This window comes from Streptococcus mitis, assembly GCF_003943905.1.
Classification (GTDB): Bacteria; Bacillota; Bacilli; order Lactobacillales; family Streptococcaceae; genus Streptococcus; species Streptococcus mitis_BC.
Map to the genome: position 1 here is coordinate 1 of NZ_RJNS01000001.1, position 16193 is coordinate 16193.

At 41.8% G+C, this 16193-nt stretch carries 18 protein-coding genes, 1 pseudogene, 1 CRISPR repeat array and 1 other annotated feature; of the genes and pseudogenes, 14 read left to right on the plus strand and 5 right to left on the minus strand.

The genetic code is table 11. The features are described 5' to 3' along the window. The first annotated feature begins 15 nt into the window (after positions 1 to 15). A CRISPR array of direct repeats spans positions 16 to 1635; the repeat unit is 36 nt; unit sequence GTTTTTGTACTCTCAAGATTTAAGTAACTGTACAAC. Between the two features lie 89 nt (positions 1636 to 1724). Next, positions 1725 to 2531: a sugar-phosphatase gene (yidA, locus tag D8854_RS00005; protein WP_125448804.1), complete on the minus strand. Its 807-nt coding sequence runs from the start codon at positions 2529 to 2531 to the stop codon at positions 1725 to 1727. A 9-nt stretch (positions 2532 to 2540) separates the two neighbouring features. Then, complete coding sequence (locus D8854_RS00010) at positions 2541 to 3848, minus strand: HD domain-containing protein (protein ID WP_125448225.1); 1308 nt, start codon at positions 3846 to 3848, stop codon at positions 2541 to 2543. Between the two features lie 71 nt (positions 3849 to 3919). Here D8854_RS00010 and D8854_RS00015 point away from each other — a divergent pair, with 71 nt between their 5' ends. After that, positions 3920 to 4297 carry a DUF1934 domain-containing protein gene (locus D8854_RS00015; protein ID WP_125448806.1) on the plus strand — a complete coding sequence of 126 codons (378 nt, stop codon included), beginning with the start codon at positions 3920 to 3922 and terminating at the stop codon, positions 4295 to 4297. A gap of 24 nt (positions 4298 to 4321) precedes the next feature. Here the strand turns inward: D8854_RS00015 and D8854_RS00020 are convergent, their stop codons facing one another. Then, on the minus strand, positions 4322 to 5404 hold the full coding sequence (locus tag D8854_RS00020; protein ID WP_125448808.1) for a DEAD/DEAH box helicase: 1083 nt from the start codon (positions 5402 to 5404) through the stop codon (positions 4322 to 4324). Then, positions 5401 to 6378, minus strand: coding sequence for a Gfo/Idh/MocA family protein (locus D8854_RS00025; RefSeq protein ID WP_125448810.1), 978 nt, complete (start codon positions 6376 to 6378; stop codon positions 5401 to 5403). Before D8854_RS00025 ends, D8854_RS00020 begins: the two co-directional genes overlap by 4 nt. Before the next feature lie 155 nt (positions 6379 to 6533). On the opposite strand from D8854_RS00025, the gene D8854_RS00030 reads away from it, so the two are divergent. From D8854_RS00030 to rpmA, 4 genes are all read left to right on the plus strand, one after another. Further along, complete coding sequence (locus D8854_RS00030; RefSeq protein ID WP_125448812.1) at positions 6534 to 7220, plus strand: YoaK family protein; 687 nt, start codon at positions 6534 to 6536, stop codon at positions 7218 to 7220. A 64-nt stretch (positions 7221 to 7284) separates the two neighbouring features. After that, positions 7285 to 7404: a sequence feature (ribosomal protein L21 leader region), on the plus strand. A gap of 34 nt (positions 7405 to 7438) precedes the next feature. Beyond that, the gene (gene rplU, locus D8854_RS00040; protein ID WP_000109141.1) at positions 7439 to 7753 is read left to right on the plus strand and encodes a 50S ribosomal protein L21; all 315 of its coding nucleotides are present in this window, start codon (positions 7439 to 7441) and stop codon (positions 7751 to 7753) included. A gap of 15 nt (positions 7754 to 7768) precedes the next feature. Beyond that, positions 7769 to 8113 (plus strand): ribosomal-processing cysteine protease Prp, encoded by a 345-nt coding sequence (locus D8854_RS00045; protein WP_000613697.1) that lies wholly within the window; start codon positions 7769 to 7771, stop codon positions 8111 to 8113. A gap of 16 nt (positions 8114 to 8129) precedes the next feature. Beyond that, positions 8130 to 8423 (plus strand): 50S ribosomal protein L27, encoded by a 294-nt coding sequence (gene rpmA, locus D8854_RS00050; protein ID WP_125448814.1) that lies wholly within the window; start codon positions 8130 to 8132, stop codon positions 8421 to 8423. A 163-nt stretch (positions 8424 to 8586) separates the two neighbouring features. Here rpmA and D8854_RS09865 read toward each other — a convergent pair. Continuing rightward, a pseudogene (locus D8854_RS09865) lies at positions 8587 to 8661 on the minus strand (AraC family transcriptional regulator); the annotation flags it as partial. On the opposite strand from D8854_RS09865, the gene D8854_RS00055 reads away from it, so the two are divergent. The 9 genes from D8854_RS00055 (at position 8654) to yabA (ending at position 16192) form a co-directional block, all read left to right on the plus strand. Next, the gene (locus D8854_RS00055) at positions 8654 to 9562 is read left to right on the plus strand and encodes a LysR family transcriptional regulator (RefSeq protein ID WP_001025717.1); all 909 of its coding nucleotides are present in this window, start codon (positions 8654 to 8656) and stop codon (positions 9560 to 9562) included. The pseudogene D8854_RS09865 and the gene D8854_RS00055 overlap by 8 nt on opposite strands. Continuing rightward, positions 9559 to 10026, plus strand: coding sequence for a signal peptidase II (lspA, locus tag D8854_RS00060; RefSeq protein ID WP_000745694.1), 468 nt, complete (start codon positions 9559 to 9561; stop codon positions 10024 to 10026). The genes D8854_RS00055 and lspA overlap by 4 nt, the downstream gene beginning before the upstream one ends. Continuing rightward, positions 10010 to 10909, plus strand: a complete 900-nt coding sequence (locus tag D8854_RS00065) for an RluA family pseudouridine synthase (RefSeq protein ID WP_125448816.1) — start codon at positions 10010 to 10012, stop codon at positions 10907 to 10909. The genes lspA and D8854_RS00065 overlap by 17 nt, the downstream gene beginning before the upstream one ends. 101 nt (positions 10910 to 11010) lie before the next feature. Next, a complete protein-coding gene (gene proB, locus D8854_RS00070; RefSeq protein WP_221762892.1) occupies positions 11011 to 12120 on the plus strand; it encodes a glutamate 5-kinase in 1110 nt (369 codons plus the stop codon). 9 nt (positions 12121 to 12129) lie between these two features. Continuing rightward, positions 12130 to 13392, plus strand: a complete 1263-nt coding sequence (locus D8854_RS00075; protein WP_125448820.1) for a glutamate-5-semialdehyde dehydrogenase — start codon at positions 12130 to 12132, stop codon at positions 13390 to 13392. A gap of 3 nt (positions 13393 to 13395) precedes the next feature. Beyond that, positions 13396 to 14193, plus strand: coding sequence for a pyrroline-5-carboxylate reductase (gene proC / locus D8854_RS00080; RefSeq protein WP_125448822.1), 798 nt, complete (start codon positions 13396 to 13398; stop codon positions 14191 to 14193). A gap of 117 nt (positions 14194 to 14310) precedes the next feature. Then, positions 14311 to 14949: a dTMP kinase gene (gene tmk, locus D8854_RS00085; protein ID WP_125448824.1), complete on the plus strand. Its 639-nt coding sequence runs from the start codon at positions 14311 to 14313 to the stop codon at positions 14947 to 14949. Continuing rightward, positions 14946 to 15836 carry a DNA polymerase III subunit delta' gene (locus D8854_RS00090; RefSeq protein WP_125448826.1) on the plus strand — a complete coding sequence of 297 codons (891 nt, stop codon included), beginning with the start codon at positions 14946 to 14948 and terminating at the stop codon, positions 15834 to 15836. The genes tmk and D8854_RS00090 overlap by 4 nt, the downstream gene beginning before the upstream one ends. Positions 15837 to 15874: 38 nt before the next feature. Then, the gene (gene yabA, locus D8854_RS00095) at positions 15875 to 16192 is read left to right on the plus strand and encodes a DNA replication initiation control protein YabA (protein WP_000358229.1); all 318 of its coding nucleotides are present in this window, start codon (positions 15875 to 15877) and stop codon (positions 16190 to 16192) included. The last annotated feature ends 1 nt before the right edge of the window (position 16193 follow it).

Below are 16193 nucleotides of genomic sequence, written 5' to 3' on the forward strand. Positions count from 1 at the left end.
ATCTCTCCCTTACTTGTTTTTGTACTCTCAAGATTTAAGTAACTGTACAACATTCTGGGTCAAAGACTGCACCCCCTTGTTGTTTTTGTACTCTCAAGATTTAAGTAACTGTACAACTCCCTAGTCCGATAGTCAATCACATCCTTTGTTTTTGTACTCTCAAGATTTAAGTAACTGTACAACCGACTAATGGAATGATCCAAATGCAGACTGGTTTTTGTACTCTCAAGATTTAAGTAACTGTACAACGCTTCGCATTTAAAAAGGTAACTTCTCCGTGTTTTTGTACTCTCAAGATTTAAGTAACTGTACAACTTGATTGAGAGTTTAAAGCATTTCCAGTCTGTTTTTGTACTCTCAAGATTTAAGTAACTGTACAACCTTGTTATTGGGGCAACCTTTGAGGGTAAGCGTTTTTGTACTCTCAAGATTTAAGTAACTGTACAACCACCATAATTTTTTATGTATTCGTTAGCGCGTTTTTGTACTCTCAAGATTTAAGTAACTGTACAACCTTAAACCGCCCCTCTGGACTCTTCCAACAGTTTTTGTACTCTCAAGATTTAAGTAACTGTACAACATGAGAAACACAATGGTTATACATTGTTAAGTTTTTGTACTCTCAAGATTTAAGTAACTGTACAACTAGATAAAATAGTGTATAATACATTATAGGGTTTTTGTACTCTCAAGATTTAAGTAACTGTACAACTGTAAACCCTCCTCTCAATTGTGTCTTCCGGTTTTTGTACTCTCAAGATTTAAGTAACTGTACAACGCTCTGATTGTTGGTGCGATGCCGTCTGTTGTTTTTGTACTCTCAAGATTTAAGTAACTGTACAACTTCAATGAAATATCGTGAGGGCTACGAACAGTTTTTGTACTCTCAAGATTTAAGTAACTGTACAACAGATGATAAATGTAAACCTTGGAAACCTTAGTTTTTGTACTCTCAAGATTTAAGTAACTGTACAACAGAACTTCTTTTAAAGAATACTGACATTATGTTTTTGTACTCTCAAGATTTAAGTAACTGTACAACTTTTCATATCCAGCCAGAGAAAAAGAGTGGTTTTTGTACTCTCAAGATTTAAGTAACTGTACAACTCCAAACCGATTTCCCTGTTGTAAAAGTGCGTTTTTGTACTCTCAAGATTTAAGTAACTGTACAACTAGAAGGTTTATATGAAGCTCTATAGCCTGGTTTTTGTACTCTCAAGATTTAAGTAACTGTACAACATGTTTCAAACTAGTTCAGAAAAGTTTTTCGTTTTTGTACTCTCAAGATTTAAGTAACTGTACAACAACTCTTTGCCATGAAATATGAAATCGTCTGTTTTTGTACTCTCAAGATTTAAGTAACTGTACAACAGATAAAATATAACAAAGTGGACATCTCCAGTTTTTGTACTCTCAAGATTTAAGTAACTGTACAACAATCTTCACAGTAGAGTCATACTTGTCTTGGTTTTTGTACTCTCAAGATTTAAGTAACTGTACAACAGCCTCACCTTCATTGTATATTAGACCTTGGTTTTTGTACTCTCAAGATTTAAGTAACTGTACAACCGTTTGCAACATCCAAAATATCTCTAGAACGTTTTTGTACTCTCAAGATTTAAGTAACTGTACAACTGCAATTCAATTTATTGATTTACTCTCATTGTGATATATTCATACAAAAACCGCTCTGCTGAGCGGTTTTCGTCTATTCTTACCTTTTGCTACAATACCCACGTACGGATGGCATGGGCGACGCCAGATTCGTCATTTGTTTTAGTGATGTATTTGGCAATTTTTTTGAGTTTTGGATTTCCATTTTCCATAACAACTGGGTTACCAACGACTTCGAGCATGGTGCGGTCATTTTCTTCGTCACCGATCGCCATGGTTTCATCTTTGGTTAATCCGAGTTTTTCAGCTAGGTGAGTGATGGCTGAACCCTTGTCTACATTCTTTTTAAGGAGCTCAAGGTAGAAAGGAGCAGATTTGTTGATGGAGTAGCGTTCGTAAAATTCTGCTGGGATTTTTTCAATCGCAGCATCGAGAATCGCTGGTTCATCGATAAACATACACTTGACGATTTCCTTGCCATCCATTTCTTCAGGAGTGCGGTAAAAGATAGGCATGTTGACGAGGGTTGATTCATGCACCGTGTATTTTCCGATATTGCGATTGGCAGTATAGATACCGTCCTTGGTAATAGCGTGCATGTGGACACCGAGCTTGCGACTGAGAAATTCCATATCCAGATAATCCTCATAGGTCAAGGATTCGCTGATAATCTCATGACCAGTAGCAGTCTCTTGGACAAGGGCACCGTTGAAGGTTACCACATAGTCACCATCGTCTCTCAATTGCAAGTCATCCAGAAGTTTGGCAACACCTGCGATAGGGCGACCAGTTGCAATGACGACTTTGACACCAGCTTGTTTGGCGTCTTGAATGGCAGAAAAGACTTCCGGAGTGATCTCCTTTTTACTGTTTACTAGGGTACCATCGATATCGACGGCGATTAGTTTAATACTCATATATTTCCTCTATTCGTTCTTATTTGGGGTAAAATGATCGTTCTCAATCAAGTGTAAAAATTGCTGGGTAATGCTTGCGAAGATACTGTTTTGGTCCAACATTTCTTTTGGGAAATAGAAACGATTATCTCCGTGGCGACTGCCAGCAAGGGATTGAACGATAGGAGACAGGCTAGAGAGTTCTGCCAGATCTCCATTTTTCTGTAGAATCTCAATCTGTGTCCGTGGATTTTCAGATTCGGGACGATAGATATCATAAGGAAGGTCAAAGTTCTTATGAATGGCTGTGTAGTAGTCGGGATCAAATCCGATGTCTTCAACCAGTTGTCTCATGGTTGCGAGTCGGTCTTGATCTTCTTGAGAAAAAGTAATGGATTTGAAGACCTTACGGTTGACAAAGCGCTGCGACAAGTCTGCGAGAATCTTGTCAGGACTGGTCATCCAGAGTTGGAAGTAGGTATTCATCACGCCATCATCAAGAGCCAGATAGTCAGATAGGGTAACTCTCTTTTCAAAAAAAGGTAACAAATGTGGGGAAGTTCGTGCAAAGAAGTCCTTGTCTTCAGGAAAGAGTTCCTTGGCGCGTTTGAGGAGATTCTGTAGGAGAACTTCCATGGCGCGTGTTGCTGGGTGAAAATAAACCTGCATATACATCTGGTAGCGACTGAGAACATAGTCTTCAATGGCATGCATGCCATTGCGTTGAAAGGCGATACCATTTTCGATAGGACGAATCACTCGGAGAATTCGAGTCAGGTCAAATTCTCCGTAAGATGCTCCTGTAAAATAAGAGTCACGCAAGAGATAGTCCATGCGATCCGCATCAATCTGGCTAGAAATGAGTTGCACGACCTGCTTGTTAGGATAGGTGTGGTCAATGACACTGGCCACCTTTTCTGGAAAATCTGGCGCTACTTGAAGCAGGACTTGGTGAATCTCTGTTTCAGGGCTTTGGATGATTTCCTGAGTAATGGCCTCATGATCTGTATCAAAGAGATGTTCAAAAGTATGGGAGTAGGCACCATGCCCAAGGTCATGTAGGAGAGCAGCAGTCATAGTCAAGAGAGACTCAGCAGGATCCCATTCTTCAGGATATTTTTCTTCAAAAATCTCCGTGATACGTCGTGCAATCTCATAAACCCCCAAACAGTGGGAGAAGCGGCTGTGCTCCCCACCATGGAAGGTATAACTGGAAGTTCCTAGTTGCTTGATACGGCGCAGACGTTGAAATTCTTTTGTATTGATCAAGTCATAGATGACCTGATTGTTTACATGGATATAGTTGTGAACTGGGTCACGGAATACTTTTTCGTTCATATGACCATTATAGCAAAATCCTGCTCTTTTTGGTAAAATAGTAGAACAAGAGAGAAGAAAGAGGATTTGATGTGAAGATTCGGATGCGAAATAGGATTCAGTTTGATGAACAGTTGGAAGTGATTGACCAGCTCTATGACGTGGAAGTGCGTGAAAAGGGAGATTATAGCTATCTGCTTTTCTACAATGAGGAAAAGGAAAAAGTGGTTCTCAAGTTTCATGAAGAAGAACTGGTGATGACCCGTTTCTCGAGTCCCAAGACCATCATGCGTTTTCTAAGGGATAGTGATAGTTTAGCCTATATTCCTACTCCAATGGGGATGCAGGAGTTTATCATTCAAACGGGTCACTACAAACTGGATGGGCAAAAGATTGAGCTAGCCTATCAACTACAAAATCAAGAGGGACATCCTTTTGCCAGCTATCAACTAGAAATTACTTGGGAATAAGAAAAAGGTTGGCGAATGCCAACCTTATTTGATATAGAGTTCTTGATTTTTTAGAACAATTTCACGTACACTTGCGAATTTCTTGAGTTTTTTAAGTTCTTCAGGATGGGTTACGAGAGTGATAACATAGCCCTCTTTACCCATGCGACCTGCACGGCCAGCGCGGTGAGTGTAGGTTTCGATATCTCTAGAAACATCAAAGTTTATAACACATTCTAGGCTATCGATATCAATTCCACGTGCCAGAAGGTCTGTTGCAAGAAGAAGAGTTAGTTGCTTGTTCTTAAACTTTTCCAAGATAACTTTTCGAAATTTAACATTGACATCACTAGCGAGGGAGACAGCCAAGACATCACGATACTGTAGTTTTTCCTCCGCACTTCCAAGATCTGATAGGCTATTAAAGAAAACTAGTCCGCGGAAATCCTCTACATGAGCTAATTTTCGTAGCATGTCCACTCGGTGACGTTGGTCTACCTGCATGTAGAAGTGTTGAATGTTGTCCAGTTTTTGATCAGAGAGATCAATGGTGCGCGTGTTTGGTACAATCTTCTCTTGGTCAAACTTGGTCGTCGCACTCATGTAGATGAGTTGGTGGTCACGAGGTGCGTAGTGAGTGATTTTTTCGACAAAGTGAATCTGAGAATAATCGAGCAATTGGTCAAATTCATCTAGAATGATGGTTTCGACATTCATCATCTTGATTTTTTTCAATTTAATCAACTCAAAGATACGGCCAGGAGTTCCAATTAGAATTTCTGGTCCTTTTTTTAGGCGTTCAATCTGACGTTTCTGACTTGAACCTGATAGGAAGAGCTGAGCAGTCAAACCGATGGCTTCTGCCCACGTTTTACACACTTCAAAAATCTGTCCAGCTAGTTCTGTATTTGGTGCTAGAATCAAGAGTTGCTGGGCTTTTTTCTTTTGTAGTCTGAGAAGACTTGGCAGGAGGTAAGCTAGGGTCTTACCAGTTCCTGTTGGGCTCACTCCTAGGAGGTTTTCTCCAGTAAGAATGGGCTCAAATAGTTGAGCTTGAATGGGGGTGAATTCTTGGAAACCGAGTCGTTCACTTAGTTCTTGCCATTCAGTAGGTAGTTTGGTTTTCATTTTTCTGCCTCAAATCTAATGCCAGCAGACTGGCGCATGGTATATAATAGGTCATGAACAGAACCTGCATCATCCAGCCAGTTCTGGTAGAGCGTCTGGTCTGGTTGCTGGATCATCTGTGCAAATGTTGCGACTTCCTCAGTCATCGTATGAGGAGCCTGTTGGATAGGGAGTTGGACTTGATTTCCTCGGTGGTCGGTAAAAATAACTGAGTGGACATGTTCAATCGTGTTGAGTGTCAAGGTTCCATCTGCTGTATAAATCTCGCAAGGAAGATTGGAAGTGATGTTTTTTCCAGCCTTGATATGAACTTGAAATTCTGGGTAGAAGAGGATACCGTCGCCATTTAGGTCAATGCTATTTTCAAGCTGTTGCGCCTGATAGGTTGCATCCTGAGCTTTTCCAAAGAGGCGAACGGCAGCGTAGAGAGGATAAATCCCCAAGTCCATAAGAGCTCCGCCAGCAAAACGGTCTGAAAAGACATTGGGCGTATGCCCCGCCAACAAGTCAGGCATCTTGGAAGAATACTTGGCATAATTGAAATCTGCTCCCAACACTTGCTTGTCTGTTAAAAAGTTTTTGATAGTAGTAAAAGCTTCTTCGTGGTAATTACGAGCTGCTTCAAAGATAAAACAGTGATTTTCCTTAGCCGTTTGAACCAAAACTAGCCATTCTTGTGGTTGAGTGACAGCTGGCTTTTCAAGAATGACGTGTTTACCAGCAGATATTGCAGTTTTTGCCTGAACAAAATGCAAGGAGTTTGGACTGGCGATATAAACTACGTCAAAGGAGCTCTTGAAGAAGTCTTCTAATTGATCAAAGAGCTGGATATCTTGATAGCGAGAAGCAAAGGTTGCTGCAGTTTCTAGTTTTCTAGAGTAGACAGCGACCAGCTGGTATTCTCCACTGGCATGGGCTGCTTCTATGAAGTGATGACTGATAGCACTAGTTCCGATAACACCTAATTTAAGCATAGATACTCCTTTTCCGACTTTAAATCCTTCCTTCATTATAACATAGAAAAGAAGGACTATCCAACAGATGGTAAAAATTTTCAAATGGACTACGCATTTCTTGGAGAAAGTGGTACAATATTTAGATAAGTAGATGAAATGAGAAGGGGGAGAAAATGAGATTATTACCAATAAGAAAAATATCACGTCAGTCTAAGAGACTAGCGCTTTTTTTAACCTTTTGTGCAGGATATGTCGATGCTTATACCTTTATCGTGCGAGGGAATACCCTAGTAGCAGGCCAAACTGGAAATGTGGTTTTTCTTTCTGTAGGACTCATTCAGCAGAATGTCTCGGATGCTAGTGCTAAAGTAATGACCTTGTTGTCCTTTATGATGGGTGTCTTTTTTCTGACATTGTATAAGGAAAAACTTCGAATTGTTAAAAAACCGATTTTATCCTTGATTCCACTTGCAGTCCTGTCCCTAATTATAGGCTTTGTGCCGCAAACGGTTGATAATATCTATCTCGTACCTCCATTGGCCTTTTGTATGGGATTGGTGACAACTGCTTTTGGAGAAGTGTCAGGTATTGCCTATAATAATGCTTTTATGACAGGGAATATCAAACGAACCATGTTAGCTTTTGGGGATTATTTTCGGACCAAACATACGCTTTTCCTACGAGAGGGCTTGATTTTTGTTAGCTTGCTTAGCAGTTTTGTCTTTGGAGTCATTTTTTCGGCTTATTTGACGATTTACTATCAGGAGAAGACAATTCTAGGTATCCCTCTTATGATGAGTATCTTTTACTTCAGCATGCTTTTTGCTTCTTGGAGGAAAAAAGGGAAAGAAAAAGCTTAAATTTGATTGATTTTACTTGTAAGAAAAAAGAAGATATGCTATACTTGAAGAGTTGACTATGCACAGTCCTGTGCAACCGCACGAACATCGTTGCTCGTCGTATACAAAATTTAAACTTTGTTATACTTAGAGCTCTTCTTTTAAGTGGTTCGTCCCACGATGCTAGGCGAGTCTTCACAAAAATACGGGGAAACCCTAAAAATCATAGGAGGTGCATAATGAGCACATACGCAATTATCAAAACTGGCGGAAAACAAGTTAAAGTTGAAGTTGGTCAAGCAGTTTACGTTGAAAAATTGAACGTTGAAGCTGGTCAAGAAGTTACTTTTAACGAAGTTGTTCTTGTTGGTGGTGAAAACACTGTTGTCGGAACTCCACTTGTTGCTGGAGCTACTGTAGTTGGAACTGTTGAAAAACAAGGAAAACAAAAGAAAGTTGTTACTTACAAGTACAAACCTAAAAAAGGTAGCCACCGTAAACAAGGTCACCGTCAACCATATACAAAAGTTGTCATCAACGCGATCAACGCTTAATTTTAAGGAGAACACATGATACAAGCAGTCTTTGAGAGAGCCGAAGATGGCGAGCTGAGGAGTGCGGAAATTACTGGACACGCCGAAAGTGGCGAATACGGCTTAGATGTCGTGTGTGCATCGGTTTCTACGCTTGCCATTAACTTTATCAATTCCATTGAGAAATTTGCAGGCTATGAACCAATCTTAGAATTAAACGAAGATGAAGGTGGCTATCTAAAGGTTGAAATACCAGCGGATCTTCCTTCGCACCAGAGAGAAATGACCCAGTTATTCTTTGAATCATTTTTCTTAGGTATGGCAAATTTATCGGAGAACTCTTCTGAGTTCGTCCAAACCAGAGTTATCACAGAAAACTAACACGGAGGAAAACATTATGTTAAAAATGACTCTTAACAACTTGCAACTTTTCGCCCACAAAAAAGGTGGAGGTTCTACATCAAACGGACGTGATTCACAAGCGAAACGTCTTGGAGCTAAAGCAGCTGACGGACAAACTGTAACAGGTGGATCAATCCTTTACCGTCAACGTGGTACACACATCTATCCAGGTGTAAACGTTGGACGTGGTGGAGACGATACTTTGTTCGCTAAAGTTGAAGGCATAGTACGCTTTGAACGTAAAGGACGCGATAAAAAACAAGTTTCTGTTTACCCAATCGCAAAATAAAAAGGTTCAGTGAACCTTTTTATCCCGAGCCTTAAAATGAAAAGGCGAGGAAGCTACAAGTAGCATAAAATAAGGCTTTCCGAGTTTTCGGAGAGCCTATTTTTTTGTTTTGATACCCATCAATTTATTAAGCCTAGTATAGTTAGATTTTATGATGAATATTCTTTTTCCTTTGTGGAAAATTTCTGAAATATGGTATAATGAACAGATAGAGAAGTTAGGGGTAAAAGATGAACATTCAACAATTACGCTATGTTGTGGCCATTGCCAATAGTGGTACTTTCCGTGAAGCTGCTGAAAAGATGTATGTTAGTCAACCAAGTCTGTCTATTTCTGTGCGCGATTTGGAAAAAGAGCTTGGTTTTAAGATTTTCCGTCGGACGAGTTCGGGAACATTTTTGACTCGTCGTGGAATGGAATTTTATGAGAAAGCGCAAGAATTGGTCAAAGGCTTTGATGTTTTTCAAAATCAGTATGCCAATCCTGAGGAAGAAAAGGATGAATTTTCCATTGCCAGTCAGCACTATGACTTCTTGCCACCAACCATTACGGCTTTTTCAGAACGTTATCCTGATTATAAGAACTTTCGTATTTTTGAGTCTACTACAGTTCAAATTTTAGACGAAGTGGCTCAAGGACATAGTGAGATTGGGATTATCTACCTCAACAACCAAAATAAAAAGGGCATCATGCAACGGGTTGAAAAGCTTGGTTTAGAAGTTATTGAACTAATTCCTTTCCAGACTCACATTTATCTTCGTGAAGGGCATCCTTTAGCACAGAAAGAGGAATTGGTCATGGAGGATTTAGCGGATCTGCCAACGGTTCGTTTTACTCAGGAAAAGGATGAGTATCTATACTATTCAGAGAACTTTGTCGACACAAGCGCAAGCTCGCAGATGTTCAATGTGACGGATCGTGCTACTTTGAATGGTATTTTGGAGCGGACGGATGCTTATGCGACTGGATCTGGGTTTTTAGATAGTGACAGTGTTAATGGCATCACAGTCATTCGTCTCAAGGATAATCTAGATAACCGCATGGTCTATGTCAAACGGGAAGAAGTGGAACTTAGTCAAGCTGGGACTCTTTTCGTTGAGGTTATGCAAGAATATTTTGATCAGAAGAGGAAATCATGAAAAAAAGAGGAATAGTAGCAGTCATTGTACTGCTTTTGATTGGGTTGGATCAGTGGGTTAAAGCCTATGTTGTCCAGCAGATTCCACTAGGTGAAGTTCGTTCGTGGATCCCCAATCTCGTTAGCTTGACCTATCTGCAAAATAGAGGAGCAGCCTTCTCCATGCTGCAAGATCAGCAGTGGTTATTTGCTGTCATTACACTGGTCGTCATGGTGGGTGCCATTTGGTATCTACATAAACACATGGAGGATTCTCTCTGGTTGGTTTTTGGACTGACTTTGATAATCGCGGGAGGTCTGGGCAACTTTATCGACAGAATGAGTCAAGGTTTTGTGGTGGATATGTTTCACCTAGACTTTATCAACTTTGCGATTTTCAATGTGGCTGACAGCTATTTGACAGTTGGTGTCATTGTTTTATTGATTGCAATGCTTAAAGAGGAAGTAAATGGAAATAAAAATTGAAACTGGTGGGCAACGTTTAGACAAGGCCCTGTCGGATCTTACAGAATTGTCACGTAGTCTCGCTAATGAACAAATCAAGGCTGGACAAGTTTTGGTCAATGGCCAAGCCAAGAAAGCTAAATACACTGTCCAAGAGGGGGATGTCGTCACCTATCATGTGCCAGAACCAGAGGTTTTGGAGTATGTTGCTGAGGAACTTCCTCTGGAAATTATCTACCAAGATGAGGACGTCGCCGTTGTTAACAAACCGCAGGGTATGGTAGTTCATCCTAGCGCCGGTCATACCAGTGGCACCTTGGTCAATGCCCTCATGTACCATATCAAAGACTTGTCAGGTATCAATGGGGTTCTCCGACCGGGTATCGTTCACCGCATTGACAAGGACACATCTGGTCTCCTCATGATTGCGAAGAATGATGAGGCCCACTTAGCACTTGCCCAAGAACTCAAGGATAAGAAGTCTCTCCGCAAATACTGGGCGATTGTTCATGGTAATCTTCCCAATGATCGTGGTGTGATTGAAGCTCCAATTGGTCGTAGTGAAAAAGATCGTAAGAAACAGGCAGTGACTGCTAAAGGGAAGCCAGCAGTGACTCGTTTTCAAGTCTTGGAACGCTTTGGAGATTATAGTTTGCTAGAGTTGCAACTGGAAACAGGGCGTACTCACCAAATCCGTGTTCATATGGCTTATATTGGCCATCCAGTCGCTGGTGATGAAGTCTATGGTCCTCGTAAGACTTTGAAAGGACATGGACAGTTTCTCCATGCAAAGACTCTAGGTTTTACTCATCCGAGAACAGGTGAAACCTTGGAGTTCACAGCAGATATTCCAGAGATTTTTAAAGAAACGCTGGAAAGATTGCGTAAAATTGAGAATAGATAAAAGAGTTGAGATGCCTTGTCTCAACCTTTTTCATTTCAAGTCTTTTCTATTTTAAAACATTCATGTTATAATGGATAAATATGAAGAATCGGAGTGAGAATATGAAGTACAAACGAATCGTCTTTAAGGTAGGGACCTCCTCCTTAACAAACGAAGACGGGAGTTTATCAAGAAGTAAAGTAAAGGTAATTACCCAACAATTAGCTATGTTGCATGAAGCTGGACATGAGTTGATTTTGGTTTCATCTGGGGCAGTAGCTGCTGGATTTGGTGCTTTGGGTTTTAAAAAGCGTCCGACTAAGATTGCGGATAAGCAGGCTTCAGCTGCGGTAGGCCAAGGATTGCTGCTAGAAGAGTACACAACCAACCTCCTCATGCGCCAGATCGTTTCTGCGCAAATTTTGCTGACACAGGATGATTTTGTAGATAAACGTCGCTATAAGAATGCCCATCAGGCCTTGTCCGTATTGCTTCATCGTGGTGCAATTCCTATCATCAATGAAAATGACAGTGTCGTCATTGATGAGCTCAAGGTTGGGGACAATGACACTCTGAGTGCCCAGGTAGCAGCGATGGTCCAAGCAGACCTTTTAGTTCTCTTGACAGATGTGGACGGTCTCTATACTGGCAATCCTAATTCGGATTCAACAGCTAAACGTCTTGAGAAAATCGAGACTATCAATCGTGAGATTATTGATATGGCTGGTGGAGCAGGTTCTTCAAACGGAACTGGTGGGATGCTAACAAAAATCAAAGCGGCTACGATCGCGACGGAGTCGGGTGTGCCAGTCTATATCTGCTCGTCCATGAAATCAGATGCCCTGATTGAGGCAGTGGACGAGACCAAGGATGGTTCTTTCTTTGTTGCGCAAGAGAAGGGCCTTCGTACTCAGAAACAATGGCTAGCCTTCTATGCTCAAAGTCAAGGAACGATTTGGGTAGATGGTGGAGCTGCAGAAGCACTTTCAAAAAACGGAAAAAGTCTCCTTTTATCAGGTGTGGTAGAAGTGGAAGGAAACTTCTCTTACCATGATATTGTTACAGTAGCAGATAAAGAAACAGGTCAATCTCTTGGAAAGGGACGTGTCCAATTTGGTGTCTCAGCCCTAGAAGATATGCTCCGTTCTCAAAAGGCTAAGGGAGTCTTGATTCACCGTGATGACTGGATTTCCATCACTCCTGAAATCCAGCTGCTTTTTACAGAATTTTAGAGGTGAACGATGGTAAGTACACAAGAACAATTTGAACAAGTACAAGCTGTTAAAAAATCAATCAATACTGCCAGTGAAGCAGTGAAAAACCAAGCCTTGCTAGCCATGGCAGATCATTTATTGGCAGCTACTGAGGAAATTTTAGTGGCAAATGCCCTCGATATGGAAGCGGCTAAGGGGAAAATCTCAGATGTTATGCTAGACCGTCTTTATTTGGATGCGGGACGTATAGAAGCGATGGCAAGAGGGATTCGTGAAGTGGTTGCTTTATCAGATCCTGTCGGTGAAGTCCTAGAAACAAGTCAGCTTGAAAATGGCTTGGTTATCACCAAAAAACGGGTGGCCATGGGGGTTATTGGTATTATCTATGAAAGTCGTCCGAATGTAACTTCTGATGCAGCTGCTTTGGCTCTCAAGAGTGGCAATGCGGTTGTTCTTCGTAGTGGCAAGGACGCCTACCAAACAGCTCATGCTATTGTCACAGCTCTGAAGAAGGGCTTGGAGACGACTACCATTCATCCTGATGTGATTCAACTAGTAGAAGATACCAGTCGAGAAAGTAGCTATGCCATGATGAAGGCCAAGGGTTATCTGGACCTTCTCATTCCTCGTGGAGGGGCTGGCTTGATCAATGCGGTGGTTGAAAATGCTATCGTACCTGTTATCGAGACAGGAACTGGAATTGTTCATGTCTATGTGGATAAGGATGCCGATGAAGACAAGGCTCTATCTATCATCAACAATGCTAAAACCAGTCGTCCTTCTGTCTGCAATGCTATGGAGGTTTTGTTGGTTCATGAAGACAAGGCAGCAGGTTTCCTTCCTCGCTTGGAACAAGTTCTGGTTGCAGAGCGTAAGGAAGCTGGACAGGAACCAATTCAATTCCGTCTAGATAGCCAAGCAAGTCAGTTTCTTTCAGGTCGAGCAGCTGAGGCTCAGGATTTTGACACTGAGTTTTTAGACTATGTCCTAGCTGTTAAAGTTGTGAGCAGTTTAGAAGAAGCGGTTGCGCATATTGAAGCCCACAGTACCCATCATTCGGATGCCATTGTGACAGAAAATGCTGAAGCTGCAGCTTACTTTACAGATCAAGTGGACTCTGCAGCGGTTTATGTCAATGCCTCAACGCGTTTCACTGATGGTGGGCAATTTGGTCTGGGTTGTGAAATGGGGATTTCTACTCAAAAACTGCACGCGCGTGGCCCTATGGGCTTGAAAGAGTTGACCAGCTACAAGTATGTGGTTACTGGTGACGGACAGATAAGGGAGTAAGAGATGAAGATTGGATTTATCGGTTTGGGGAATATGGGAGCTAGCTTGGCTAAGGCTGTTGTGCAGGCCAAGACGGGTGCTCAGATTCTCCTTGCCAATCGTAGTCAAGCAAAAGTAGATGCTTTCATTGCCAACTTTGGTGGTCAGGCTTCTAGCAATGACGAAATCTTCGCAGAAGCAGATGTGATTTTTCTAGGTGTTAAGCCAGCCCAATTTTCTGATTTGCTTTCTCAATACCAGACTATCCTTGAAAAACGAGAGAGTCTTCTTTTGATTTCCATGGCGGCTGGATTGACTTTGGAAAAACTGGCAAGTCTTCTGCCAAGTCAACACCGAATCATTCGCATCATGCCCAATACTCCAGTTGCTATCGGTCGAGGAGTGATTAGTTATGCCATGTCAGCAAATTGTCGTGCTGACGACGGTGAACTCTTTTGTCAATTATTGGCCAAGGCTGGTCTTTTGGTTGAGCTGGGAGATGGCTTAATCGATGCGGCGACAGGTCTCGCAGGTTGTGGACCAGCTTTTGTCTACCTCTTTATCGAGGCTTTGGCAGATGCAGGTGTTCAGACAGGATTGCCACGAGAAACAGCCTTGAAAATGGCAGCCCAAACAGTTGTTGGCGCTGGACAAATGGTTCTCGAAAGCCAGCAACATCCTGGAGTCTTGAAAGACCAAGTATGCAGTCCAGGTGGTTCGACTATCGCTGGTGTAGCAAGTCTGGAAGAACATGCCTTTAGAGGTACAGTCATGGACGCAGTTCATCAATCTTACAAACGAACACAAGAACTAGGTAAATAAGAGGTGGCTTTGTCTGCCTCTTTTGTGGTTGATTGAATGGAGAAGACACAAAAAGATTGTCACAAAAACCTATTTTTTTGATAGAATAGAAGATAGAAAAAAAGAAATGAGTTAGACATGTCAAAAGGATTTTTAGTCTCTCTTGAGGGACCAGAGGGAGCAGGAAAGACCAGTGTTTTAGAAGCTCTGCTCCCAATTTTAGAGGAAAAAGGAGTAGAAGTGTTGACGACCCGTGAGCCAGGTGGAGTCTTGATTGGGGAGAAGATTCGTCAAGTGATTTTGGACCCAAGTCATACTCAGATGGATGCTAAGACAGAACTCCTTCTCTATATCGCCAGTCGCAGACAGCACTTGGTGGAAAAAGTTCTGCCTGCACTTGAAGCTGGCAAGCTGGTCATTATGGACCGCTTCATCGATAGTTCTGTTGCTTATCAGGGATTTGGCCGTGGCTTGGATATTGATGCCATTGATTGGCTCAATCACTTTGCGACAGATGGCCTCAAACCTGATTTGACACTTTATTTTGACATTGAGGTGGAAGAGGGGCTGGCTCGCATTGCTGCTAATAGTGATCGTGAGGTCAATCGTTTGGACTTGGAAGGGTTGGATTTGCATAAAAAAGTCCGTCAAGGCTACCTTTCTCTTCTGGATAAAGAAGGAAATCGCATTGTCAAGATTGATGCGAGTCTTCCTTTGGAGCAAGTTGTGGAAACGACCAAGGCTGTCTTGTTTGACAGAATGGGCTTGACAAGATGAAACAAGATCAACTAAAGGCTTGGCAGCCAGACCAGTTTGACCGTTTTGTCCGTATCCTAGAACAAGACCAGCTCAATCACGCCTATCTCTTTTCAGGTTTCTTTGGAAGCTTGGAAATGGCGCAGTTTTTGGCTAAGAGCCTCTTTTGTACGGATAAAGTAGGCGTTTTGCCGTGTGAGAAATGCCGAAACTGTAAGCTGATTGAACAGGAAGAATTTCCCGATGTTACTTTAATCAAGCCAGTCAATCAGGTCATCAAGACAGAACGCATTCGGGAATTGGTGGGTCAGTTTTCCCAAGCAGGGATTGAAAGTCAACAACAGGTTTTTATTATCGAGCAGGCAGAGAAAATGCATCCCAACGCGGCTAATTCTCTGCTCAAGGTCATCGAAGAACCCCAGAGTGAAGTTTACATTTTCTTCTTGACTAGCGATGAGGAAAAGATTTTACCAACTATCCGAAGTCGGACGCAGATTTTCCATTTTAAAAAGCAAGAAAAAAAGCTCATCCATCAATTAGAGCAAGCTGGTCTAGTCAAGAAAAAAGCGACTCTTTTGGCCCAGTTTTGTCAGTCACGAGCTGAAGCTGAAAAGTTGGCAAATCAGGCAAGTTTTTGGACCTTGGTGGATGAGAGTGAACGCCTGCTGAACTGGTTATTAGCTAAGAAAAAGGAAAGTTATCTCCAAGTTGCTAAATTAGCCAGCTTGGCAGATGACAAGGAAAAACAGGATCAGGTTTTGCGAATCCTCGAAGTCCTCTGTGGACAGGATCTCTTGCAAGCAAGGATTCGACAGATTTTACAAGATTTGCTAGAAGCTAGAAAAATGTGGCAAGCCAATGTTAGCTTTCAAAATGCCATGGACTATCTGGTCTTGAAAGAAATATAAACTCAAAATGAAGAATAAAGAAAGGAAAGGGCTGGTTTATGGACAAGAAAGAATTATTTGATGCGCTGGACGATTTTTCCCAACAGTTATTGGTGACCTTGGCCGATGTGGAAGCCATCAAGAAAAATCTCAAGAGCTTGGTAGAGGAAAATACAGCTCTTCGCTTGGAAAATAGTAAGTTGCGCGAACGCTTAGGTGAGGTAGAAGCAGATACACCTGTTAAGGCCAAGCATGTTCGTGAAAGCGTCCGTCGAATCTACAAAGACGGGTTTCACGTATGTAATGATTTTTACGGCCAACGCCGAGAGCAGGACGAGGAATGTATGTTCTGCGACGAGTTGTTATACAGGGAGTAAG